The 24,171-nt window shown below is 70.3% G+C and carries 22 protein-coding genes and 1 pseudogene; 10 read left to right on the forward strand and 13 right to left on the reverse strand.

Annotation, left to right across the window (positions count from 1 at the left end; translation table 11 throughout):
• Positions 1-31 precede the first annotated feature (31 nt).
• Both JHW48_RS01045 and JHW48_RS01050 read left to right on the forward strand, forming a co-directional pair.
• Positions 32-658: a LysE family translocator gene (locus JHW48_RS01045; RefSeq protein WP_119886283.1), complete on the forward strand. Its 627-nt coding sequence runs from the start codon at positions 32-34 to the stop codon at positions 656-658.
• A complete protein-coding gene (locus JHW48_RS01050) occupies positions 655-1,305 on the forward strand; it encodes an RluA family pseudouridine synthase (protein ID WP_119886282.1) in 651 nt (216 codons plus the stop codon). Before JHW48_RS01045 ends, JHW48_RS01050 begins: the two co-directional genes overlap by 4 nt.
• 4 nt (positions 1,306-1,309) lie before the next feature.
• Here the strand turns inward: JHW48_RS01050 and JHW48_RS01055 are convergent, their stop codons facing one another.
• Both JHW48_RS01055 and JHW48_RS01060 read right to left on the reverse strand, forming a co-directional pair.
• Entirely contained in the window at positions 1,310-2,029 is a 720-nt protein-coding gene (locus tag JHW48_RS01055) for a TVP38/TMEM64 family protein (protein ID WP_170152294.1), read from the reverse strand.
• A 4-nt stretch (positions 2,030-2,033) separates the two neighbouring features.
• Positions 2,034-2,786, reverse strand: a complete 753-nt coding sequence (locus JHW48_RS01060) for an MBL fold metallo-hydrolase (RefSeq protein WP_119886280.1) — start codon at positions 2,784-2,786, stop codon at positions 2,034-2,036.
• A gap of 144 nt (positions 2,787-2,930) precedes the next feature.
• Here JHW48_RS01060 and JHW48_RS01065 point away from each other — a divergent pair, with 144 nt between their 5' ends.
• Both JHW48_RS01065 and JHW48_RS01070 read left to right on the forward strand, forming a co-directional pair.
• Positions 2,931-4,004, forward strand: coding sequence for a saccharopine dehydrogenase (locus tag JHW48_RS01065; RefSeq protein WP_119886279.1), 1,074 nt, complete (start codon positions 2,931-2,933; stop codon positions 4,002-4,004).
• Between the two features lie 92 nt (positions 4,005-4,096).
• Positions 4,097-5,305, forward strand: a complete 1,209-nt coding sequence (locus tag JHW48_RS01070; protein WP_119886278.1) for a PQQ-dependent sugar dehydrogenase — start codon at positions 4,097-4,099, stop codon at positions 5,303-5,305.
• A gap of 60 nt (positions 5,306-5,365) precedes the next feature.
• Here JHW48_RS01070 and JHW48_RS01075 read toward each other — a convergent pair whose 3' ends face one another.
• The 10 genes from JHW48_RS01075 to JHW48_RS01120 form a co-directional block, all read right to left on the reverse strand.
• The gene (locus JHW48_RS01075) at positions 5,366-5,653 is read right to left on the reverse strand and encodes a DUF3775 domain-containing protein (RefSeq protein WP_119886277.1); all 288 of its coding nucleotides are present in this window, start codon (positions 5,651-5,653) and stop codon (positions 5,366-5,368) included.
• Between the two features lie 66 nt (positions 5,654-5,719).
• A complete protein-coding gene (gene mutL / locus JHW48_RS01080; protein ID WP_119886276.1) occupies positions 5,720-7,546 on the reverse strand; it encodes a DNA mismatch repair endonuclease MutL in 1,827 nt (608 codons plus the stop codon).
• 47 nt (positions 7,547-7,593) lie between these two features.
• On the reverse strand, positions 7,594-8,907 hold the full coding sequence (locus tag JHW48_RS01085) for a M16 family metallopeptidase (RefSeq protein ID WP_205961906.1): 1,314 nt from the start codon (positions 8,905-8,907) through the stop codon (positions 7,594-7,596).
• A complete protein-coding gene (locus JHW48_RS01090; protein ID WP_240637850.1) occupies positions 8,904-10,274 on the reverse strand; it encodes a M16 family metallopeptidase in 1,371 nt (456 codons plus the stop codon). The genes JHW48_RS01085 and JHW48_RS01090 overlap by 4 nt, the downstream gene beginning before the upstream one ends.
• Positions 10,275-10,646: 372 nt before the next feature.
• Entirely contained in the window at positions 10,647-11,897 is a 1,251-nt protein-coding gene (locus tag JHW48_RS01095) for a cytochrome P450 (RefSeq protein ID WP_119886274.1), read from the reverse strand.
• Complete coding sequence (locus JHW48_RS01100) at positions 11,897-12,400, reverse strand: DUF3035 domain-containing protein (RefSeq protein ID WP_240637846.1); 504 nt, start codon at positions 12,398-12,400, stop codon at positions 11,897-11,899. The genes JHW48_RS01095 and JHW48_RS01100 overlap by 1 nt, the downstream gene beginning before the upstream one ends.
• A 49-nt stretch (positions 12,401-12,449) precedes the next feature.
• The gene (gene lspA, locus JHW48_RS01105; RefSeq protein ID WP_240637845.1) at positions 12,450-13,160 is read right to left on the reverse strand and encodes a signal peptidase II; all 711 of its coding nucleotides are present in this window, start codon (positions 13,158-13,160) and stop codon (positions 12,450-12,452) included.
• Positions 13,160-14,755: a bifunctional phosphoribosylaminoimidazolecarboxamide formyltransferase/IMP cyclohydrolase gene (gene purH, locus JHW48_RS01110; RefSeq protein WP_119886272.1), complete on the reverse strand. Its 1,596-nt coding sequence runs from the start codon at positions 14,753-14,755 to the stop codon at positions 13,160-13,162. Before purH ends, lspA begins: the two co-directional genes overlap by 1 nt.
• 62 nt (positions 14,756-14,817) lie before the next feature.
• On the reverse strand, positions 14,818-14,991 hold the full coding sequence (locus tag JHW48_RS01115) for a hypothetical protein (protein ID WP_170152293.1): 174 nt from the start codon (positions 14,989-14,991) through the stop codon (positions 14,818-14,820).
• A gap of 64 nt (positions 14,992-15,055) precedes the next feature.
• Positions 15,056-16,282 carry an RsmB/NOP family class I SAM-dependent RNA methyltransferase gene (locus JHW48_RS01120; protein WP_240637849.1) on the reverse strand — a complete coding sequence of 409 codons (1,227 nt, stop codon included), beginning with the start codon at positions 16,280-16,282 and terminating at the stop codon, positions 15,056-15,058.
• A 100-nt stretch (positions 16,283-16,382) separates the two neighbouring features.
• Between JHW48_RS01120 and JHW48_RS01125 the strand changes: the two genes are divergently transcribed.
• From JHW48_RS01125 to JHW48_RS01145, 6 genes and pseudogenes are all read left to right on the forward strand, one after another.
• Positions 16,383-16,559: a DUF1674 domain-containing protein gene (locus JHW48_RS01125; RefSeq protein ID WP_119886270.1), complete on the forward strand. Its 177-nt coding sequence runs from the start codon at positions 16,383-16,385 to the stop codon at positions 16,557-16,559.
• Positions 16,560-17,888 (forward strand): amidase, encoded by a 1,329-nt coding sequence (locus JHW48_RS01130; RefSeq protein WP_119886269.1) that lies wholly within the window; start codon positions 16,560-16,562, stop codon positions 17,886-17,888. It abuts the gene before it with no gap.
• An 84-nt stretch (positions 17,889-17,972) separates the two neighbouring features.
• Positions 17,973-19,172 carry an aminotransferase class I/II-fold pyridoxal phosphate-dependent enzyme gene (locus JHW48_RS01135; RefSeq protein ID WP_119886268.1) on the forward strand — a complete coding sequence of 400 codons (1,200 nt, stop codon included), beginning with the start codon at positions 17,973-17,975 and terminating at the stop codon, positions 19,170-19,172.
• 4 nt (positions 19,173-19,176) lie between these two features.
• Complete coding sequence (locus tag JHW48_RS18620) at positions 19,177-20,091, forward strand: DNA translocase FtsK 4TM domain-containing protein (protein ID WP_419182399.1); 915 nt, start codon at positions 19,177-19,179, stop codon at positions 20,089-20,091.
• A gap of 123 nt (positions 20,092-20,214) precedes the next feature.
• A pseudogene (locus tag JHW48_RS18625) lies at positions 20,215-21,726 on the forward strand (DNA translocase FtsK); the annotation flags it as partial.
• A gap of 26 nt (positions 21,727-21,752) precedes the next feature.
• The gene (locus JHW48_RS01145) at positions 21,753-22,505 is read left to right on the forward strand and encodes a DUF2268 domain-containing putative Zn-dependent protease (protein WP_119887387.1); all 753 of its coding nucleotides are present in this window, start codon (positions 21,753-21,755) and stop codon (positions 22,503-22,505) included.
• 2 nt (positions 22,506-22,507) lie between these two features.
• On the opposite strand, the gene ettA is transcribed toward JHW48_RS01145, so the two are convergent.
• Positions 22,508-24,163 (reverse strand): energy-dependent translational throttle protein EttA, encoded by a 1,656-nt coding sequence (gene ettA, locus JHW48_RS01150; protein WP_119887388.1) that lies wholly within the window; start codon positions 24,161-24,163, stop codon positions 22,508-22,510.
• Between the last annotated feature and the right edge of the window lie 8 nt (positions 24,164-24,171).

Here is a 24,171-nt window from a genome sequence, read left to right on the forward strand (position 1 = left end):
TCAAACCTGCGCGAAACGGGGGATTTCGGGCATGATCTGGGACACTTTGGCCAATATTCCGGCGGGCCAGCTGACGGCGTTCATCCTGGGGGGGCTGGTGCTGAACTTCGCCCCCGGACAGGACGTGTTCTTCGCCAGCGCCTGCGGCATCCAAGGGGGCCCGCGCGCCGGGGCCTGGGCGGGGTTCGGCGTGGGGCTGGGCGTGCTGATGCATGTCACCTTGGCGACCGTGGGGCTGGGCGCCGTCGTCGCCGCCCATCCCGAGGCGCTGCGTGCGATCAAATGGGCAGGCGCCGCCTATCTGCTGTGGCTGGCGTGGAAAAGCTGGAACGCGGGCGAGGTCGATCCCTCGGCCCGGGGCAGCGTGCGGGTCTGGAACATCATCCGGCGCGGGTTTTTGTCCAATGCGCTGAACCCCAAGCCGGTGCTGTTCATGCTGGCCTTCCTGCCGCAATTCACGAACCCGGCCTGGGGCCCGGTCTGGCAGCAGATCCTGGGGCTGGGGCTGGTCTTCGCCTTCACCGGCACGCTGGTCACGATGGGCTACGGCATCGTCGGCGGCGTCGCGGGTCAGGTGATCGGCAAGCGCTTGGGCCTGGTCAACCGCATCGCCGCGGTGATGTTCGCGGGGCTGGCGCTGCGGCTGATCTGGAAATGACCGGCTTCGTCTATGACCCGCCGCCGGATCCGGCCCGCATCATCCATGCCGATGCCGAGGTGCTGGTCGTGGACAAGCCCGCGGGCCTGCTGTCGGTGCCGGGGCGGGGCGAGGATCGGGCCGATTGCCTGACCGCCCGGCTGCGCGCCGCCTTTCCGACCGTGCTGCTGGTGCATCGGCTGGACCTGGACACGTCGGGGGTCATGGTCTTTGCGCTGACCCCCCATGCCCAACGCACCCTGTCGCGACAGTTCGAGGACCGGCTGACCCGCAAGGTCTATGTCGCGCGGCTGTGGGGGGATCTGGCGGAACGGCAGGGGCGGGTGGATCTGCCGCTGATGGTGGATTGGCCCAACCGCCCCCGGCAAAAGGTCGACCATGCCGAGGGCCGCCCCGCCCAGACCGATTGGCGCGTGGTGCGTCGCAGCGGGGCCGAGACGCGCGTCCGGCTGATGCCCGTCACCGGGCGCAGCCACCAACTGCGGGTGCATATGGCCTCGCTCGGCCATCCGATCCTGGGCGATCCGCTCTATGCCGAAGGGGCGGCGGCGGATCATCCCCGGCTGATGCTGCATGCGGAAAACCTGCGCTTTCGCCATCCCGAAAGCGGGGTGCAGATGGGGTTTTCGGCCCCCGTCCCGTTCTGACCGCTCAGGCGGCGGTCCGGCGGCGCAGGCGCCGGGTGATCCAGCGCGCGATCCAGGGAAACAGCGCCAGCGCCAGGATCACCGCGATCACCCGCGGCCCCATGATGTCCGAGATCTGGTCCAGTTCCGCCAGCTGGGTGCCGGCGGCGGTCAGGATCGCCTTGTTGGGCAGCACCCCAAGCGCCGTGACCCAGGCAAAGACCCGCGCCGGCAGCACGCTGACCCCGCCCGCCAGGTTCAGCACGAAGAAGGGCAGCGCCGGGGTCAGCCGCAGGCTCAGGAGCGCCAGCGCCCCGTCGCGTTCGACCATCCGGTCCAGCTGATCGGCGCGCGCCCCCAGCATCCGCCGGACCGGTCGCAGCAGCAGGTATCGCGCGACCAGAAAGGTCAGCATCGAGGCCAGAACCGTCCCCGCCACCGACAGCACCACCCCCAGCCAGAAGCCGAAGAACGCGCCCCCCGCCAAGGTCAGCACCACCACTACCGGCACGGGCAGCGCCGCCAGCAGCCCGAAACCCGCCAGAAAGGCCGCGACCGCCAGCACCGGGTTGCGGTCGCGCCAGCCCTGGCCGTGTTCGAACAGCTCGTGCAGGCGGGTCAGGTCGGATTGCAGCGCGGGCAGGGACGGCCACAGCCACAGCACCGCCCCCGCCAGGACGGCCAGCCCGGCCAGGACGGCCGCGATGGTCAGCCATGGCAGGCGGGGGCGGTGCGGTGCGGCCACGGGATCAGTCCGCGTCGTCATACCAAGGCGCGATCACGACCTGGGCGCCCGATCCGCCCTCGGCCACCAAGCGGGTGAATTCCTCCAGGTCGCTGTCGCGGTGATGATAGGGATAGACGAAATCCGGCGCGAAGGCCGTCACCGCCTCGGCCGCCTGCCCGACCGTCATCGTATAGGGCAGGTTCATCGGCAGGAAGGCAACGTGGATGTCCTCCAGCGCGCGCAGTTCGGGCGTGTCCTCGGTATCGCCCGCGATCAGGAAGCGGCGATCCCCGATGGTCAGGACATAGCCGTTGTCGCGCCCTTGGGGGTGAAAGTTCAGCCGGTCCTCGGTGATGTTATAGGCGGGGACGGCTTCGATGGCGATCTCCAGCGCCTGCGCCCTGTCGCCGTTCTCCATCACGGTGGTGCGTTCGGCCATCGCTGCGGGCAGCATCCCGGCCACCGCCGGATTGGCGATGATCGGCACCGCGGCCAGCGCGTCCAGCGTCGGCTGGTCGTAATGGTCGCCATGTTCATGGGTGATCAGGATCAGGTCCGGCGCGGGCAGATCGGCATAGAGATCAGCGCCCCCCACCGGATCGACATGGATGACGCCCGACGGCGTCTCCAGCACCATCGAGGCGTGATCGACCGGATGGATCACGACCTCGCCGCCCTCGACGGCATGGCGGAAACCGTCCTGGGCCAGGGCGGGACCGGCGAGGATCGCCAGCGTCAGGGCGGCGGGGGTCAGGGCGGTGCGCATCGGGGTCATCGGGGAGTCTCCGGGGGTTTCGAGGGAAAGGCCTCGGGGCAAACCACGCCGGGGGCCAAGGGTTCCGCCTCGGGCCCTGCGCGGCTTGCGATGCCCGGGCCCCTGACCTAGACCTTGGGGCAGGGATCATGACGGGGGACGGCGATGACACATCTGTGGGTCCGGGCGGAAAGCCGCCCGAACGAGGAACGCGTGGGCATCACCCCGGAGGGCGTCGCGCGCCTGATCGCCGCGGGGTTTTCGGTCACGGTCGAGGACAGCCCCCGCCGCATCATCCCCATCGACGCCTATCGCGAGGCCGGCGCCGCCATCGCCCCGGAGGGCAGCTGGCCCGCAGCCCCCGACGATGCGGTGATCTTTGGCCTGAAGGAGCTGCCCGCCGACGGCACGCCGCTGCGCCACCGCCATGTGATGTTCGGCCATGCCTTCAAGGGCCAGGCGGATGGGCGCGTCCTGCTGGGGCGCTTCGCCCAAGGCGGCGGGACGCTGCTGGATCTGGAATACCTGACGGATGAGGACGGGCGGCGGCTGGCGGCCTTCGGCTATTGGGCGGGCTATGCGGGGGCGGCGGTGGCGCTGATGGCCTGGGCCGCCCAGCAGCAGGGCGGGGTCTGCGGTCCGCTGCGGACCTGGCCCGACCGCGAGGCGATGACCACCGCCCTGCGCGCCCGGCTGGACGGCACCGGTGGGCCACGGCCCCGCGCCCTGGTGATCGGCGCCAAGGGCCGCGTCGGGCGCGGCGCGGCGGATCTGATGGTGGCGATGGGCCTGCCCGTCACCCGGTGGGACCAGGAGGAGACCGCCCATGGCGGCCCCTTCCCCGAGGTGCTGATGCATGACATCCTGATCAACGCGATCCTGGCGCAGCCGGGCGCGCCGGTCTTCGTGCCTGCGACCGCCACGGCGCCGGGCCGGGCGCTGACGGTGATCGGCGACGTGGCCTGCGATCCGTCCAGCGACTATTCCCCGATCCGCGTGAACGACCGGCTGACCAGCTGGGACGCGCCGGTGAACCGCGTGGCCCAGGACCCGCCCTTGGACGTGGTGGCCATCGACAACCTGCCATCCCTGCTGCCGCGCGAAAGCTCGGTCGATTACGCCGACCAACTGCTGCCCGTTCTGCTGCGGCTGGACGATCCGCAGGACCCGGTCTGGGCGCGGGCGGCGGCGCTGCATCGCGACCATGTCGCGGGAATCGAACCGGATCGTTCCGCCTGATGACGCCATCGTGAGCGGTCGTGAACCGCCGTGCGGGGAACGTCCCCCCGCCGGGCGCATTGGTCCGGACAATTCACACCCGGAGGACCACGATGACGCGCCGCATTCGCCGCACGACGACAAGCCTGACCGCCCTCGCCGCCACCGGTTTCCTGGCATCCATGGCCGTCGCGCAGGACTGGAACGAGGAACCGCCCCATGGCGCGGCCTATGACCAGACCCCCGCCTTCGAGGGCCAGACCCGCGCCCCGGCGCTGGAATCGGGCAATGTCGATCTGGAACAGACCGTCGTGCTGGACGAGCTGGAACACCCTTGGGGCCTTGTGCAGATGCCCGACGGCGACTGGCTGCTGACCGAACGTCCGGGCCGCATGCGCATCGTCACCAATGACGGCGAGATGTCCGACCCGATCGAGGGCATTCCCGAGGTCGATGCCCGCGACCAGGGCGGTCTGCACGACGTCTCCATCGCCTCGGATTTCGACGAGACGCGCCGCGTCTGGTGGACCTATGCCGAGCCGCGCGGCGATGGCGAGAACGCGACCGCCGTGGCCACCGGAATCCTGTCCGAGGACGGCTCCACCATGGAGGAGGTCAACGTCATCTGGCAGCAGCAGCCGGCCTGGGCCTCGACCAAGCATTTCGGCGCGCGCATCGTCCATGACGGCGAAGGCCATATCTTCGTGGGCCTGGGCGAACGGTCCGATCCCGAACCCCGCGTCTATGCCCAGGACCCGCAATCGACCTTGGGCAAGATCATCCGCATCAATGCCGAGGATGGCAGCCCCGCCGGATCGGGCATCGACGGCGCCCTGCCCGAGATCTGGTCCATGGGCCATCGCAACATCCAGGGCGCGGCCATGTCCCCCGACGGCCAGCTGTGGATGAACGAGCACGGTCCCCGCGGCGGCGACGAGCTGAACCTGATCGAGCCGGGCCTGAACTATGGCTGGCCCGAGGCGACCTATGGCACCGAATATAACGGCGACGAGCTGGGCCAGACCGAGGTCGAGGGCACGCAGCAGCCGAACTATTACTGGGATCCGTCGCCTGCGATCAGCGGCATGGCCTTCTACGAGGGCGACATGTTCCCCGAATGGCAGGGCCATGCCCTGATCGGCGGCCTGCGGTCGGGCGACATCATCCGCCTGCAGCTGGAGGACGGCATGGTCGTGGGCGAGGCCCGTCATGCCGAAGGCATCGGCCGCGTGCGCGAGATCGAGGTCGCCCAGGACGGGTCGCTGATGGTCATCACCGACCACGAGAACGGCCAGCTGATCCGCATCACCCCCGAGGGGTGATCGCGCCTGCACAGGCTTCGGGCGGTCCCTTCGGGGGCCGCCTTTCCTATGCGCGGACCGTCATGGGCGCAGGCCCAAGGCCTCCATCCCCGCCTCCAGGAAATCGGGCAGGCGGGGTTCGCGGGACAGATAATCCTGCGCCTCGGCAATGGGCGCCTGGCGCGCGGCGCTGCGGGCCTCGTCCAGTTCCTCGGCCTCGAAGCTGTCGCGGCCGATCCAGGCCAGGGCCACCAGGTCGGTGCGCGCATCGGCATCCAGCCCCGCGATTGTGTCGCGCAGCCGGTCCTGCGCGCCGTCCCGCGCCATGTCGATCATCCGGGCCACGGTCTTGGTGGGAATGTTCAGCATCTGAAGACTCCTTCACTCATCCGTGAAGGATCGGCGCAACCTGGCGTTGCGTCAAGCCCGTTCGCATCAATCCCGGCGGCCGAACAGCCGTTCGATATCGGCAAGGTCCAGCCGCACCCAGGTCGGGCGGCCGTGATTGCACTGGCCGGACCGGGGCGTGCGCTCCATGTCGCGCAGCAGGGCGTTCATCTCCTCCGGGGTCATGCGGCGGCCGGATCGGACCGATCCGTGGCAGGCCATCGAGGACAGCACCGCGTCGATCCGCGCCTGCAGCCGGTCGGACCGGCCCTGATCCTGCAGATCGTCCAGGATGTCGCGGATCAGCGCCGCCCCGTCCAGCCGGGCCAGCATGGCAGGCACCTCGCGCAGGGCCACCGCGCCCGGGCCGAAGGGTTCGATCACCAGCCCGAGCCGCGCCAGATCCGGCGCCAGCCCCAGGATGCGTTCGGCATGGGCGGGGTCCAGCTCGACGATCTCGGGGATCAGCAGGGCCTGGGCGGGGATGGCGTCGCGGGCGGCCTGGGCCTTCAGCCGTTCATAGACCAGCCGTTCATGGGCGGCATGCTGATCGACGATCACCATGCCCTCCGCGGTCTGGGCGATGATGTAATTCTCGTGGATCTGGGCGCGGGCGGCGCCCAGGGGGGCCTGATCGGCCACCGGGTCCGGGCCCACCGCGTCGAACCGGGCCGAGGGGGCCTCGGCAAAGCCCGGATCGGGGGCCTGCAGGTCCAGCCCCGCCCGGATCGCCGCGCCCGACGGGGTCCGCGCCTGCCATGCGGGCAGGGGGCGCGCGGCCTGGGGTTCGGGGCGAAAGGCCGCCAGGGTCGCCTGGCCCAGGGTGCTGTCGGCGCGCTGGCCGGTCCCGGCCAAGGCATGGCGCAGCGCGCTGACGACCAGGCCCCGCGCGGCCTGGGGGTCGCGGAACCGCACCTCGGCCTTGGCGGGGTGGACGTTCACATCGACCATCTGCGGGTCGCATTCCAGAAACAGCACCGCCGCCGGGTGCCGCCCCGCCGACAGCACATCCATATAGCCCGCCCTGAGCGCCCCGGTCAGCAGCTTGTCGCGCACCGGGCGGCCATTGACGAAGACATGCTGGGCCACCGCCGCGCCGCGCGTATAGGTCGGCAGCGCGGCCAGCCCGGTCAGGGACAGCCCGTCGCGTTCGGCATCGATGGGAATGGCGTTCTCGGTGAAATCCGGCCCCATCAGGCGGGTCAGCCGGGCGGTCAGGGCGCCGAACAGCTCGCCCTGTTCGGCATCGGCGCGCAGGATCTCGCGCCCGTCTGATGTCAGGGTGAAGGCGACCCAAGGCTGCGCCATGGCCAGGCGGCGCAGGGTCTCGGCCACGGCCTGGGTCTCGGCCCGGTCGCTGCGCAGGAATTTCAGCCGCGCAGGCGTGGCGAAGAACAGATCGCGCAGTTCCACCACCGTGCCGCAATTGGCCGCCGCTGGACGCACCGGCGCCGCGCGGCCCCCAGTCACGGCGATCATCGCCCCGGCGCCATCCCCCGTGCGCGAGGTGATGGTCAGCCGCCCCACCGCCCCGAGCGAGGGCAGCGCCTCGCCCCGAAAACCGAAGCTGGTGATGGCCAAGAGGTCCGATCCGTCGATCTTGCTGGTCGCATGGCGGGCCAAGGCCAGGGGCAGGTCGCCCTCGGCCATGCCGCAGCCGTCATCGGTGACCCGGATCAGCCCGCGCCCGCCCTGCTCGATCGCCACGTCGATGCGCGTGGCGCCCGCATCCAGCGCGTTCTCGACCAGTTCCTTGACGGCCGAGGCGGGGCGTTCGACCACCTCGCCCGCCGCGATGCGGTTGGCGGTGTCTTCGTCCAGCTGTCGAATGACGGGACGGGGGGGCGGGCTCATCTTGGGTGCGGCGCTGGTCATCGCCCCAGATCTAGCAGGTCGCGCCCCCCTGTGCCAGAGATTCGGGGTCAGTCCTGCGGGTCGCCCTGGATCCCGTCGGGCCGCCCAACCAGCACGAAGCGCAGCCGCTCGGGGTCCAGCAGGCGATCGGCCACCCGGGCCACGTCATCGGCGGTCACCGCCTCGACCTTGGCATTGCGCCCGTCGATATAGTCGATGGGCAGGCCCACCAGCTGCATCCCCGCCAGGATCGAGGCGATCCGCCCGTTCCCGTCGAAACGCAGCGCATATTCGCCGGTCAGGAAGGTCTTGGCATCGGCCAGCTCCTCATCGCCCACGCCTTCGGTCATGCGGGCCCATTCCTGCCGGATCAGGTCCACGGCCTCGGCGGTGGTGGCGTTCGATCCGGCCATTCCGCCCTGCCAGGTCTGACCGAAAAGGCCCGTGGCCAGCCCGGTGCCCACGCCATAGGTCAGGCCGCGCTTCTCGCGGATCTCCTCCATCAGGCGCGAGCTGAAGCCGCCGCCGCCCAGGATGTGATTGGCTACGAAGGCCGCGAAGTAATCGGGATCGTCGATGGGCAGGCCCGGCCCGGCAAAGGCCACGACCGTCTGCGGGCTGTCCCAATCGATGACGGTGACGCCCCCGTCCAGCCGCAGCTCGGCCGGCTCGGGCAGGGGGGCGGTGGCCTGGGCCGGCAGCCCGCCCAGGATGCGGTCCAGCAGCAGGCCCAGCTCCTCGGCCGAGATGTCGCCCGCGGCGCCCACCACCACGCGGTCACGGGCCAGGACGCGGTTCTTGGCCGCGACCAGGTCCTGGCGGGTCAGGGCGGCGACGCTCTGGGACGTGCCGTTGATCGAGGTCGCATAGGGGTGGTCGCCCCAGGCCTGGCGCGCCATCTCCTTGGCGGCGATGGCATTGGGGTCGGTCGCCTCGGCCCGGATCACCGCCTGGACCTGGCCGCGCACGCGGTTCAGCGCATCCTCGTCGAAACGGGGCTGGGTCAGGGCCTGGGCCAGCAGGTCGGCGGCCTCGTCGCGGTTCTCGCTCAGCGCGCGCAGGCCCACCGAAACCGTGTCGTCGCCCGCCGAAAAGGACAGCCTCGCCCCCAGATCCTCGACCGATTGCGCAAAGGCCACGGCGTCGCGATTGCCCGCGCCCTCCTCCAGCAGGGCGGTCATCAGGTTGACCGCGCCGCGCTTGTCGGGCTGGTCCATGCTGGCGCCGCCCTTGAACTGTATGTCCAGCGCGACGAAGGGGATGCTGTCATCCTGGACCAGCCAGGCCTGGACCCCGCCGGGCGAGGTGACGTCCTGGATCTCGATCGCCAGGGCGGGCGTGGCCAGCAGGGTCAGGACGGTGGCGATTGCGGCACGGATCATCCTTGCACCTCGGGGCTGGTCATGGGGTCGGCATCGGGGGGCATCGGCCCCACCGGGGCGGGCAGGTCGGGCGCCGCGCCGGGGGCGTCCCCGCCCTCTGGAGGCGGTTCGGGCAGCAGCCATCCGGTCACCGATCCACGGGTGGTCAGCACGTCGCGCGCGGCCGCCATCACGTCTTCGGCGGTGACCTGGGCCAGGATGTCGGGCCAGTCGTTCACGTCCTGCACCGTCAGGCTGGTCGCCAGCCCCTGGCCATAGTCATAGGCCCGCCCATGCGCGGAATCGCGGGCATAGATCTGGGCGGCGCGGATGCGCGTCTTGACGCGTTCCAGCGCCTCGGGGTCGGGGCCCTCCTCCAGGAAATCGGCCAGGACCGCGTCCAGCGCGGCCTCGGCCTCTTCCGGCGGGGTGCCGTCGGCGGGGATCAGCGACAGGCGGAACTGGGTCCGGTCAAGGGACAGCCCGTCATAGCTGGCCCCCGCCCAGAGCGCCTTGCCCGGCAGGACCAACCGCTGCCCCAGGACCGAGGTCTGGGACGACCCGCCCAGCAGGTCGGCCAGCACGGTCAGCGCCGCCGCCTGGCGTTGTTCGCCCGGGTCGCGTTCCTGGGCCAGCACGGCGCGCATCATGCGGGGCTGGGCCACGCGGGGGTCCGACATCTCCAACCGGCGGGCGGACCGGCGGGGCGGCTCGGCCGGGCGCAGGCGCTCGGCGGTGGCGTCGCGGCCGGGGATGGGGCCGTAATGCTCCTCGGCCAGGGCGCGGACCTCCTCCGGGGTGACGTCGCCCGCGATGACCAGGATGGCGGCAGCGGGCGAGTAATGCGCCTGATACCAGTCCATCGCATTGTCCAGCGTCAGCGCCTCGATCTCGTCGCGCCAGCCGATGATCGGGCGGCCATAGGGATGGTTGTCATAGAGGACCGCGTTGAACTCCTCGGCAAAAAGCGCGGTGGGGTTGCTGTCCACACGCTGCGCGCGCTCCTCCAGCACGACTTGGCGCTCGGCCTGCCAATCCTCGTCCGAGACGCGCAGATTGGCCATGCGGTCGGCCTCCATCCGCATGATCAGGTCCAGCCGGTCGCTGGCGATGCGCTGGAAATAGCCGGTGAAATCCCATGACGTGAAGGCGTTGTCCCGCCCGCCATTGGCGGTCACGATGCGCGACAGCTCGCCCGGGCCCAAGGTCTCGGTGCCCTTGAACATCAGGTGTTCCAGGTAATGGGCGATGCCGGACTTGCCGGGCGCCTCGTCGGCGGCGCCGATGCGGTACCAGACCATCTGAACGACCACGGGGGCGCGGTCATCCTCGATCACCACGGCCTCCAGCCCGTTGGGCAGGGTGAAATGGCTGATGCCCTCGGGCATGGCGGCGTCGGGACGGTCGATCTGCGGGGACTGTTCCGCGGATGTGCCGGGCTCGGCCGCGGTCAAGGCAGGGCTCTGCGCGGGGGCGGGCAGGGCCGTCAGCAGGGCGATCAGCCCGATGGCGGGGATCAGCCCGGCCAGCGGCGGCAGGGCTGCGCTGCGCGCCAAGGCGCTGGCGGTGACGCGGGATGCGGGGCGACGCATGGGTGGGGCAACCTCCTCTTGCTGGCCACAACTTGGACCGCAGGACAGAGGCGTGCAAGGCACCCTCGCGGGATTGTAATGGACGGCGGCGGGGGCTGGGACCGGCGGCGACAGCCGCCCGCGCCGGCGGCCCCCTCGATGGGGGGCGTCGGCGCGTGCCCCCGGCGGTCAGGCGCGGGGAGTGATCCGCAGCGGCAGGCTGCGCGGGCCATGCGCCTGCAGCCCGGTCTTCCAGCGCACCGGCCCGGCCTGTTCCAACGCCGCGCTGCGGTCCAGCAGGGCCGCGAACAGCACCTCCATGTTCAGCCGCGCCAGGTTGTTGCCCAGGCAGACATGCACCCCTGCGCCAAAGGCCAGATGCACGTTGGGCCTGCGCGCGATGTCGAACCGGTCGGGCGCCTCAAAGGCCTCCGGGTCGCGATTCGCGCTGGCATAGAGCAGCCCGAACTTCGTCCCCCGCGGCCAGTCCCGCCCCGCGACGCTCAGATCCTCGGCGGCATAGCGGTGAAAGAAGGGCAGGGGCGCGGCAAAACGGAACATCTCCTGCACGGCCTGGGGCATCAGCGCGGGTTCCGCCCGCAGCCGCGCCATCTGGTCGGGATGGCCCAGCAGCGCATGCAGCCCCGACCCCATCACGTCGATGGTCGATCCGTGGCCCGCATGCAGGATCTGCATGATCGTCGCGATCAGCTCGTCATGGCTCAGAAGGCCCGCGCGCTCGGCTCCGATCATCGCCGACATCAGGTCGTCGCGCGGACGCGCCGCGCGTTCGGCATGCAGATCCTCCAGCAGCGCCGCGAACAGCCGCGTCGCCTCCTCGGCGCGGGCCTTCTTGGCGGCGGTCCGGTCGATGTCGAAATAGCTGACGACATCCTCGGACCAAGCGGTCATCCGTGCGGCCATGGCGGGGTCGGTGCCGATCAGATGGCCGATCACCTCGCCCGGCAGGCGCGCGGCCAGATCCGCGATGAAGTCGATCCGCCCGCGGGCCAGGGCCTCGTCCACGGCGCGGTCCACCCAAGCGGTGACGAAGCCGCGCATCCCCTCCAGCCGGGTCTTGGTGAAGAACGGAAAGACCGCGCGCCGCAGGCGGTCGTGATCGGGCCCGTCCGTGTCCAGCATGGAGGTCTGCACGAAGCGTTCGTGAAAGGGCATGTCGTGGAAATTGCCCGCGACCTTCAGGCGGCGCACCTCGCCCGGGGGGCAGAAGGCGGCGGGTGCCCGCACCATCCGCCGGTCCAGCGCGATGGCGCGGATATCGGCCATGCGGCTGACCAGGTGGCCGTCGAATTCCGGCCAGAAGGGCAGGCCGGGCCGGGCCCGCAGATCGGCATAGACGCCCCAGGGATCGGACCCGAATTCCGGCAGCGTGGGGTCGAACCGGACCGTGCCCTCGGGCGCGCCCAGGTCGATGGGCATCAGCGCGCCCTCGGCGCGGGCGCGGTCGAGGTGACGGCCCCCGCCCGCTGCCAGCGCAGCTGTTCGGCCGCCGCATCCAGCGCCATCGGCGCATAGGCCCGCTGATAGACCGAGGTGCCGAAGACCCGCTCGAGCGGGCGGCGGCCGTTGCGGGCGCGCCATTCGGCATCCGACTGCGCCAGGCGGGCGCGGATCTGGGGATCGGTCCCGACACGGGCGGCATGGGCGACCAGCGCCTGGTCCGCCGCGCCCACGCCCCGATCGGCCAGCCGGTCGGGCGACCCGCCCAAGGCTGCGACCGCATCGCCCATCGGGTTCGGATCGGTGATGTTGGCCCCGCCCGGCGTCGGCGCGGGCAGGACCGACAGGTCGGCGGGCATGGACAGGCTGCGCGTGGGCAGGATCGCGAATTCATCGGGCGAATTCTGCCCGGCCCGCAGGTTGTTCAGCCCCCCGCCGCCCCCGCAGGCGCCCAGCAGCATCACGGCCGCAACCTTGATCATCAGCGCGCCTGTCCGCATGTCCCGTCCCCTCGGCTTGGTTCGGCCCTTGTTAGCGCGGATTTCCGTCCCCGTCACGACCCTGTCTTGCCGGCGGCACCGCCCCGCCATCCGGCGCATCCCCGAACAGGTCCGGCTGGACCGGGGCCTTCGGCGCGCGCCCCCCTGCCGGTTTTGCCGTCGGTTTCATGGCCGGTTTGCGGCTGCGCGGCGCGGGCTTGGCTGCGGGCTTGGCGGGCTGGGGCAGCAGGACCAGCCCGATCGCCCCGGCAAAGATTGCGATATCGGCCACGTTGAAGCTGTAGGGGTTCTGCCAGTTCGGCAGCGACATGTTCAGGAAATCGGCCACCGCCCCGTAAAGGAACCGATCCACCACATTCCCGAGCGCGCCCCCGATCAGCATCCCCGCCGAGATCCGGGCCAGCCGCCCGAGCGCGGCCCGCCAGACCCAGATCCAGACCCAGATGCAGATCACGAAGGCGATGCCGATCAGCACCCATCGCATGAAGTCCTGATCGGAGGCCATCAGCCCGAAATTCACCCCCTGGTTCCACGCCATGCGCAGGTTCAGCCATGGCGGAAAGACGTCGATCTCGCGCACGCGGTCCAGCTGCAGGACATGCACGACCAGGTATTTCAGCGCCTGGTCCAGCGCAAAGATCGCCGCGGCGACCCATGCGACCAGGCGCATGTCGCTGCGCTGCGGGCCCGTCTGCCTGCGCGGACGGCCCGGCTTGCGCGCGGTCTTGGGGGCGGCGGCCATCAGTGGCGGAAATGGCGCTGGCCGGTCAGGACCATCGCCAGCCCAAGCCGGTTCGCCGCCGCGATCACCTCGTCGTCGCGCATCGAGCCGCCAGGCTGGATGACCGCGCGGGCCCCGGCCTCGGCCAAGGCCTCGATCCCGTCGGCAAAGGGGAAGAACGCGTCGGACGCCACCGCCGCCCCTTGGGTCAGAGGTTCGGACAGGCCCAGGGCCTGGGCCATGTCTTCGGATTTGCGGCGCCCGATGCGGGTGCTGTCCACGCGGCTCATCTGGCCCGCGCCGATGCCGACGGTGGCGCGGTCCTTGGCATAGACGATGGCGTTGGATTTCACATGCTTGGCTACGGTCCAAGCGAACATCAGGTCGGCCAGCTCCTGCTCGGACGGCTGGCGGTCGGACACGATGCGCAGATCGGCGCGGGCCACATGGCCGTTGTCGCGGCCCTGCACCAGCAGGCCCCCCGCGACCTGGCGCCAAGCCAGCCCGCCCGCCCGCGGATCGGGCAGCCCGCCCGTGGTCAGCAGGCGCAGGTTCTTCTTCGCGGCAAAGATGCGGCGCGCATCCGCGTCGGCATCGGGGGCGATGACGACCTCGGTGAAGATCTTGACGATCTCCTCCGCCGTGGCCCCGTCCAGCGGCTGGTTCAGCGCGATGATGCCGCCGAAGGCCGAGGTGCGGTCGCAGTCGAAGGCCCGCCTGTAGGCCTCCAGCGCGGTCGCGCCCTGGGCCACGCCGCAGGGATTGGCATGCTTGATGATTGCGCAGGCAGGGCCGTTCGCCGGGTCGAACTCGGACACCAGCTCGAAGGCGGCATCCGTGTCGTTGATGTTGTTGTAGGACAGCTCCTTGCCCTGATGCTGCTGGGCCGTGGCCACGCCGGGGCGCGCATCGCCCGTGACATAGAAGGCCGCCTGCTGATGCGGGTTCTCGCCGTAGCGCAGGCCTTGGGCCAGGGTGCCCGCGAAGGCGCGGCGGCGGGGCGTGGCCTCGCCGATCGCATCCGCCATCCAGGACGACACGGCGGCGTCATAGGCGGCGGTGCGGGCATAGGCCAGCTGCGCCATCCGCTGGCGGAAGGGCAGGGTCGTGCCGCCATTGGCGTCCAGCTCGGCCAGGACCGCGTCGTAATCCTGCACATCCACGACCACGGTGACGAAGCCGTGGTTCTTGGCCGCGGCGCGGATCATCGCCGGGCCGCCGATATCGATATTCTCGATGCAGTCGTCATAGGCCGCACCCTTGGCGACCGTCTCCTCGAACGGGTAGAGGTTTACGACCAGCAGGTCGATCGCGCCGATGCCGTGCTGCTCCATGGCGGCCACGTGGTCCGCATTGTCGCGCAGCGCCAGCAGCCCGCCATGCACCGCCGGGTGCAGCGTCTTGACGCGGCCATCCATCATCTCAGGGAAGCCGGTCACGTCGGCCACGTCGGTCACGGTCAGACCCGCATCGCGCAGCGCCTTGGCGCTGCCGCCGGTGGACAGGATCTGGACACCGCGCGCATCCAGCGCGCGGGCGAAATCGATCAGGCCGGTCTTGTCGGAAACGGAGATCAGCGCGCGCTTGAGCGTAACGGGGGCTGCGGGTGCAGACATGGGAGGGGCCTCGTGTCTCTGGGTCAGGCCCAGTTAGCGAAAGCCCCGCCGAAGGTCCAGCCTCAGCGCCGCGGCGACAGGACCTGGCGCGCCAGCTGGACGGCGGCCACGACCATCACCGCCGTGCCGATGCCGGATGCCAGCCCGCCCGCGCCCCGCGCCGCCGTCGTCGCCCCGCGCGTGCGCAGGACCAGCTGGGCCAGTTTCAGTCCCATGGCGACAGTGCTCAGTTTCATCGGGGCATCTTTTCCTTGGCGTGGGGTCGCAGGGGAAAGGCGCAAACTGTGCAGACGGTTCCGTTCATCCCGCCTTGCGCAGCCGGGCCATGTAGAATCCGTCCATGCCGCCCCGATCCGCCCAGAGGTCCGGGCGCAGGCGCAGCCCGCCCTCCTCGGTAGTCCATTCGGGGTCGATGCCGGGCAGGGTGGGACGCTCTACGGTCAGGCCGGGATGGCGGGACAGGGCTTCCTCGATCTGGACCTCGCCCTCATCGGGGATCAGCGAGCAGGTGGCAAAGACCAGCCGACCGCCCGGGCGCAGGATCGACAGAGCGTGGTCCAGCATCGCGGCCTGCAGCTCGATCAGCTCGGCGATGCCGTGGCCGTCGCGGATGAAGGGCAGGTCGGGATGGCGCCGGATCGTGCCCGTGGCCGAACAGGGCGCGTCCAGCAGGATCGCATCCGGCGCGGTGGCGGGCCGCCAGTCCAGCGCGTCGGCCGTGACCAGATCGGCGGACAGGCGGCAGCGGGTCAGGTTCTCGGTCACGCGGCGCAGGCGGGCGTCCGAGATGTCCAGCGCGGTGACCTGCGCCCCGGCGGCGGCCAGTTGCAGCGTCTTGCCGCCCGGCGCGGCGCAGAGATCGACGATCCGCTCGCCCGGTTGCGCATCCAGCAGGCGCGCGGGCAGGGCGGCGGCGGCGTCCTGCACCCACCAGTCGCCGGCCTCATAGCCCGGCAGGGCGCTGACATGGACCGGGCCATGCAGGCGGAAGGACCCGGTGGGCAGCGCCTCGGCCCCCGGCGGGGGGGTGGCGCCGGGCTTCAGCGTCAGGTCGATGGGTGCGCCCTGCTGATGGGCGGCCTCGATCGCGGTCAGGATGGCGGGGCCGTAGGCCTCCTCCAGCGCGGGGCGCAGCCATTCGGGCAGGGATTGGGGCGGCAATGCCGTCCAGTCGGCGAAACCCGAGGCCTTGCGCAGCACCGCGTTCACCATCCCCGCCGCCGCCTGGCCGCGCTTGCCCAAGGTGCGGGTCAGATCGACCGCCGCGCCCACCACGCCATGGGCGGGGGCGCCCAGCTCCAGCATCTCGACCACGGCCAGGCGCAGGACATCGGCGATCTGGGGTGCGGGCTTGCGGGCGACCAGCGGGTCGATGACCCGGTCGGCGCGGCCCTGATGGCGCAGGGTCTCGGCCGCCAGCCGCGCCGCGCGGGCCTGGTCGGCCACGGTCAGGGCGCGCAGCGCGCCGGGCTGGTCGGTCAGCGCGCGCCCCTGGCGCACGCCCTGGATCAATCGCAACGCGCCCATTCGCGCCATATCGCCGCCCGGCTTTGCCAAAACGCTTTCCTTTGCCTAAGTGATGTTCAAGACTGATCCCGCCCCATAGCCTCATTCGGAGGATTGTTCCATGAGCGATGCCAAACCCGACCTGCCGCCCGCCGCACAGCGCGCCCTGGCCGAGGCCGAGGAACGCCGCCGCGCCCGCACAGCCCAGATCCTGCCCAAGGAATATGGCGGCCGCGAGGGGCCGGAACCCGTCCGCTACGGCGATTACGAAAAGAATGGCATCGCGGTGGATTTCTGAATGGATTGGTTGCGCGCATCGGCGACCCAGCAGGGCCGCGCCATCTTGGCGGGCGTCCTGGACCCCATCGATCAGACCGAGGCCTATCTGGCCGCCGCAAAGGATCACCCCGACTGCGACCGCATCTATGCCCGGCTGACCCCCGCCCGCGCCCGGTCCGAGGCCGTGGCCGCCCATGACCGCGCCAAGCAGGAACGCCGCCAGAGCCTGCTGGATGGCGTGGCCATCAGCTGGAAGGACAATATCGACAGCGGCGGCACCGTGACCGAGGCCGGATCGCGCCTGCTGGAGGGGCGGGTGCCGCGCAAGGATGCCAATATCCTGGCCCGCGCGGCGCGGCGCGGCATGATCTGCCTGGGCAAGACGCATATGACGGAACTGGCCTTTTCCGGGCTGGGGCTGAACCCGCGCACGGCGACGCCGCCCAATGCGCTGGACCCCGACCTGGCGCCGGGGGGATCGTCCTCCGGGGCGGCGGTGTCGGTGGCCTTGGGGCTGGCGGCGGCGGCGGTGGGCACGGATACCGGCGGATCCATCCGGGTGCCCGCGGCCTGGAACGGGCTGGTGGGGTTCAAGCCCACGCAGGGCGCGCTGCCCGAAAAGGGCGTGGTGCCCTTGGCGCGGAAATTCGACATCGCCGGCCCCATCGCCCGCACGGTCGAGGATTGCGCCCAGATCTTCGCGCTGATGGCCGATCAGCCCGCGCCGGATCTGGATGGCGCGACCGTCCGCGGCCTGCGCCTGATGGTGCTGGAGGGCCTGCCCTTCGACGAGGCCGAGACCGGCCCCGTCACCGCCTTTCAGGACGCGGTGGACCGGCTGGCCCGGGCCGGGGCGCAGATCGCCCATGTCTCGACCGACTGGCTGGACAAGGCCATGGCGCTGTCGCCCCAGCTGTTCGCCCCCGAGGCCTATGGCATCTGGCGCGCCCAGATCGAGGATGCGCCCGAACTGATGTGGCAGCCCATCCTGGAACGGTTCCGCGGCGGGGCGGATGTCAGCGGCCCCGATTACGTCGCGGCCTGGGAAAGCCTGGCGCGGATCCGCCGCAAATGGATCAAGGAGGTCACCGGCGGCTATGACGCGGTGCTGGTCCCCACCGTGCCGATCCTGCCGCCCGACCGCGAACGGCTGATGACCGAGACGGCGGAATTCGTGCGTGCCAACCTGCTGACGCTGCGCAACACGCGCATCGCGAACCTGATGAACCTGCCCTCGGTCACGCTGCCGACGGGGCATCCGGCCTGCGGGATCTCGCTGATGGGGCATGCGGGGCGCGACCGGCATCTGCTGCGCGTGGCGGCAGGGGCCGAGGCGGCGCTGGCCTGACCCGGTCTTTGCTGGACGCAAGGGCGCGATCACGCTAAAGTTTCCGCCAAGGAACGGGGCGAAGACCCCGAGAGCGAGGCAGAAATGACATTCCCCGAGCGGTTCTCGAACCTGCCCGACTACGCGTTTCCGCGTCTGCGGGCGCTGTTGGCGGATCTGCAGCCTGGGCTGGCCCCGGGCGAATCCCCCATGATCCTGACCATCGGCGAACCCCGCCACCCGATGCCGGATTTCGTGGGGCCGGTCCTGGCGGACAGCCTGTCCGAATTCGCGAAATACCCCCCGAACGAGGGCGCGCCCGAATTGCTGGCGGCGATCGGCGGCTGGCTGGACCGCCGCCATGGCCTGACCGTCACGCCGGACCGGCTGATGGTGCTGAACGGCACGCGCGAGGGGCTGTTCAACGCGGCCTTGGCGCTCTGCCCCGAAACGAAGGCCGGGCAGCGGCCCGCGGTGCTGATCCCGAACCCCTTCTATCAGGTCTATGCGGTGGCGGCGGCGGCGGTGGGGGCCGATCCGGTCTTTGTCCCCGCGACGCCCGATACGGCCAACCTGCCCGATTACGCGGGCCTCGATCCGGCGCTGCTGGACCGGGTGGCGCTGGCCTATCTGTGTTCGCCCGCCAATCCGCAGGGCGCGGTGGCCGACCGCGACTGGCTGGCGCAGGTGATCCGCTTGGCCGAGCGGCATGATTTCCTGATCCTGGCCGATGAATGCTATTCCGAGATCTGGCGCGACGCGCCCCCGCCGGGCGCCCTGGCCGTGGCGACGGAGCTGGGCCTGGCGGACCGGGTGGTGATGTTCAATTCGCTGTCCAAGCGGTCGAACCTGCCGGGGCTGCGCTCGGGCTTTGCGGCGGGCGGGCCCGCGCAGATCGCCCAAATGCGGCGGCTGCGCAGCTATGCCGGCGCGCCCCTGCCGCTGCCCGTGCAGCGGGTCAGCGCCGCCGCTTGGGGCGATGAGGATCACGTCGCGGCCAGCCTGGCGCTCTATCAGGAAAAATACCGCATCGCGGACGCGGTTCTGGGCGACATCCCCGGATATCGCGCGCCGCAGGGGGGCTTCTTTCTGTGGCTGCCCGTCGCGGATGGCGAGGAGGCCGCGCGCCTTTTGTGGTCGCGGGCGGGCATCCAGGTGCTGCCCGGGGCCTATCTGGCGCGGGCGGTGGACGGGGTGAACCCGGGCGCGGGCTTCATCCGCGTGGCCTTGGTGGCCGATGCGGACCAGACCCGCGCGGCGCTGACGCGGCTCAGGGCCGTGCTTTACGACGAAACGGGGGGTTGAGGACATGGCAAGCTGGCAGGCGAAACACCGCGATCCGCTCTTCGACCAATCCACCCAGGCCGCGCTGGAACGCCGCCTGAAGGAGGCGATCGGTGCGGGCCTGATCGTCCTGGGCGCATTGATCGCCATGATGCTGGGTAGCTGGTCCCCCGATGATCCCAGCTTCGGATCGGCCACCGACGCGCCCGCGCAGAACATGCTGGGCGGCGCGGGGGCGATGATCGCCTCGGCCTTGGTGATGATCGCGGGGATGGGCGCCTGGATGCTGGTCGTCGCGGCCTGGGTCTGGGGCCTGCGGCTGATGCTGCACAAGGGCGAGGACCGGCTGATGCGCGGGATCTTCACGCCCTTGGCGGTGGCCTTGGCCTCGATCTATGCCAGCACCTTGGTCCCCGGCCCGGGATGGCAGCAGAATTACGGGCTGGGCGGGCATTTCGGCGACATGATGATGGGCGCGATGCTGAACCTGCTGCCGATGAAGGCGCAGCTGGGCATCCGCGTGGCTGCCCTGCTGGTGGCGCTGGCGCTGGTCGCGGCGGGGGCCTTCGTTCTGGGCTTCGACCGGCTGGAGCTGCGGGGCCTTTGGATGCGGTTCCGCCGGGGCCTGGGCACGGCGGGGCAGGGCGCGATGGCCGCGGGCGGGGCGGCGGCTGCGGGCGTGGCGCGGCTGCGCCGCCCGCGGGCGATCCGCCCCCGCGCGCGAGGCCGCGGCCCCCAAGGCGCGGCGCAAGCCCGCCCCGCCCCCGGCATTCGAGCTGGAATCCGACATGCCCGAACCCGAGCTGATCGAACGCGACATCGATTTCGACACCGACGCCCCCTCGGACGAGGAGGTGCGCGGCCGCATCAGCGACGCGATCCGGTCCAGCACTGCGAAATCCTCGGTCCTGAAGGCCGTGGCGCAGCGCCTGGCACGTGACGGCGCCCCTGCGCCCGCCCATCCCGAGGACGACCCCGAGGACCACCCCGACCCCGTGGTCGTGACGCAGAAGCCCGCGGCCCCCGCCCGCCCCGCCCCCGCCCCCGGCCGGAGGAGACGGGCATGGGATATGAGCGCCCGCCGCTGGACCTGCTGTCGGCGCCGACCGATGCCGATGCCGTCCCCGTCTCGCAGGAGGCGTTGATGGAGAACGCCCGCATGCTGGAGGCGGTGCTGGACGATTACGGCGTCAAGGGCCAGATCACCGAGGTCAGGCCCGGCCCGGTCGTCACGCTCTACGAACTGGAGCCCGCGCCGGGCCTGAAGGCCAGCCGGGTGATCGGCCTGGCCGATGACATCGCGCGGTCCATGTCGGCCTTGTCGGCGCGGGTCAGCACCGTTCCGGGCCGCACCGTCATCGGGATCGAGTTGCCCAATGCGCGGCGCGAAAAGGTCCTGCTGCGCGAGATCTTCGCCAGCCGCGCCTTTGGCGACGGCACGCAGCCGCTGCCTTTGGCGCTCGGCAAGGATATCGGCGGCGATCCGGTCGTGGCGAACCTGGCCAAGATGCCCCACCTGCTGATCGCGGGCACCACCGGTTCGGGGAAATCCGTGGCGATCAACACAATGATCCTGTCGCTGCTGTACAAGCTGACCCCGGATGAATGCCGGCTGATCATGATCGACCCCAAGATGCTGGAACTGTCGGTCTATGACGGCATCCCGCATCTGCTGTCCCCGGTCGTCACCGACCCCAAGAAGGCCGTCGTGGCGCTGAAATGGGTCGTGGGCGAGATGGAGGACCGCTATCGCAAGATGTCCAAGATGGGCGTCCGCAACATCGAGGGCTATAACGGCCGCGTCCGCGAGGCGCTGTCCAAGGGCGAGCTGTTCAAGCGCACCGTCCAGACCGGCTTCGACGAGGATACCGGCGATGCCATCTGGGAAACCGAGGAATTCCAGCCCGAGACCTTCCCCTATATCGTCGTCATCGTGGACGAGATGGCCGACCTGATGATGGTCGCGGGCAAGGAGATCGAGGCCTGCATCCAGCGCCTGGCGCAGATGGCGCGGGCCTCGGGCATCCACCTGATCATGGCCACGCAGCGCCCCTCGGTCGATGTCATCACCGGCACGATCAAGGCGAACTTCCCCACCCGGATCAGCTTTCAGGTCACATCCAAGATCGACAGCCGCACCATCCTGGGCGAACAGGGGGCCGAACAGCTGCTGGGCCAGGGCGACATGCTCTATATGGGCAACGGCGCGCGGATCACCCGCATCCACGGCCCCTTCGTCAGCGACGAGGAGGTCGAGGAGGTGGTGACCCATCTGAAATCCTTCGGTCCCCCCAGCTATAAGTCCGGCGTGGTCGAGGGCGTGGACGAGGAGAAGGCCGACGATATCGACGCGGTTCTGGGCCTGGGCGGCGGCGACGGGGGCGACGACGCGCTCTATGATCAGGCGGTGATGATCGTGGCCAAGGACCGCAAATGTTCGACCAGCTATATCCAGCGCAAGCTGGCCATCGGCTATAACAAGGCCGCGCGGCTGGTCGAGCAGATGGAGGAGCAGGGCGTCGTCAGCAGCGCCAACCATGTCGGCAAGCGCGAGGTGCTGGTCCCCGAGGTCTGACCCCGCGGGACCCGAGGGAGAGAGCCATGCCGATCTGGCAGCTGCACATGCTGAACGCGCGCGGCGCGCTGACGCCCATCATGGCCGAGATCCGCGCCCATGCGCGCGAGGTCGTGGCGCTGGTCGAGGATCATCTGGACCTGCCGCGATTCGACCTGGTGGTGCGGGCGGGGGACGGGGTCATCCCGGAATGGGGGATCGGCGGCCATGCCCCGGCGCCCGGCATCATCGAGCTGATGCTGGACCCCGCCCGCGTTGCGCCCGAGCATTTCCGCCGCACGCTGGTCCATGAGATGCATCACCTTGCCCGGTGGGAGGGGCCGGGATATGGCCGGTCCCTGGGCGAGGCGCTGGTCACCGAGGGGCTGGCCGGGCATTTCGTGCTGCAGGTGCTGGGCGGGCCAGCCGACCCCTGGGACCAGGTGCGGCCGGGCACGGGCGTTCTGAAACAGGCGGCCACGGGCTGGGCCCGGCGCGATCATGATCACGGCGACTGGTTCATGGGCCGGGGGCGGATGCGGAAATGGACAGGCTATGGGCTGGGCCACCGCATCGTGGCCGAGCATCTGACCGAGGGCGGCGATGCGGCGGCGCTGGTCCATGCGCCCGCCGATGATTTCCGCCAGGCCCTGCGCCGCCTGATGGCGACCGAAGCGGTCGAGGAGCCGGCAGCCGAGCATTTCGGCCCGCCCGCGCCCGATAGTGCGTCCCGCGACGCCGGGGGGCCAGCCCCCCGGACCCCCCCGGCCGGCACGGGGCCGGAACCGGAGGGGCGCTGAGGTCAGCGGGTGAACTTCTTGTGCTTCACCCGGGTCGGGTTCACGGAATCCGGGCCGAGGCGGCGGATCTTGTCCTCCTCGTAGGCCTGGAAGTTGCCCTCGAACCATTCGACATGCGCGTCGCCCTCGAAGGCCAGGATATGGGTGCAGAGACGGTCGAGGAAGAAACGATCGTGGCTGATGATCACCGCGCAGCCGGCGAAATCCTCCAGCGCGGCCTCCAGCGCCTGCAGCGTCTCCACGTCCAGGTCGTTGGTCGGTTCGTCCAGCAGCAGGACGTTGCCGCCCGATTTCAGCAGCTTGGCCATGTGGACGCGGTTGCGTTCCCCGCCCGAGAGCTGGCCCACCTTCTTCTGCTGGTCGCCGCCCTTGAAGTTGAAGGCCGAGCAATAGGCGCGGCTGTTCATCTGCGCATCGCCCAGCACGATCTGTTCGGCGCCGCCGCTGATTTCCTCCCAGACAGTCGCGTTGGGGTCCAGGGCGTCGCGGGACTGGTCCACATAGGACAGCTGGACCGTGTCGCCGAAGGTGATCTGACCCTCGTCGGGGGCCTCGTTGCCGGTCAGCATGCGGAACAGCGTCGACTTGCCCGCGCCGTTGGGGCCGATCACGCCGACGATGCCGCCGGGCGGCAGGCTGAAGGTCAGATCCTCGATCAAGAGCTTGTCGCCCATGGCCTTCTTCAGGCCCTCGACCTCGATCACCTTGTTGCCCAAGCGTTCGCCGTTGGGGATGATGATCTGGGCGCGGGACAGCTTGTCGCGCTCGGACTGGTTGGCCAGCTCGTTATAGGCGTTGATCCGGGCCTTGGATTTCGCCTGGCGCGCCTTGGCGCCGGCGCGGATCCATTCCAGCTCGCGCTCCAGGACCTTCTGCTTGGACTTGTCCTCGCGGGATTCCTGTTCCAGCCGCTTGGCCTTCTGTTCCAGCCAGGCCGAGTAGTTCCCCTCGTAGGGGATGCCCCGGCCGCGATCCAGCTCCAGGATCCAGCTGGTGATGTCGTCCAGGAAATAGCGGTCATGGGTCACGGTCAGGATCGTGCCCGGATATTCGATCAGGTGCTTTTGCAGCCAGGCGATGGTTTCCGCGTCCAGGTGGTTGGTCGGTTCGTCCAGAAGCAGCATGTCCGGCGCCTCAAGCAGCAGCTTGCAGAGCGCCACGCGACGCTTTTCGCCGCCCGACAGGGTGGTCACATCCGCATCGTCGGGCGGGCAGCGCAGGGCTTCCATCGCCACGTCGATCTGGCTGTCCAGATCCCACAGGTTTTCGGCGTCGATCTGGTCCTGCAGGGCGGCCATCTCCTCGGCCGTCTCGTCGGAATAGTTCATCGCCAGGTCGTTGTAGCGGTCGAGGATGGCCTTTTTCGCGGCCACGCCCAGCATCACGTTGCCGCGCACATCCAGCGATTCGTCCAGCTGGGGTTCCTGGGGCAGATAGCCCACGGTCGCGCCCTTGGCGGCCCAGGCCTCGCCCGAGAAATCCTTGTCCCAGCCCGCCATGACGCGCAGCAGGGTGGATTTGCCGGCGCCATTGACGCCGACGACGCCGATCTTGACGCCGGGAAGAAAGTTCAGACGGATGTTCTCGAAGACCTTCTTGCCGCCGGGATAGGTCTTGGACACGCCGTCCATGTGATAGACGAACTGATAGGCCGCCATGGGGAATC

Origin of the sequence: Paracoccus aestuarii (assembly GCF_028553885.1) — a bacterium.
Classification (GTDB): Bacteria; Pseudomonadota; Alphaproteobacteria; order Rhodobacterales; family Rhodobacteraceae; genus Paracoccus; species Paracoccus aestuarii.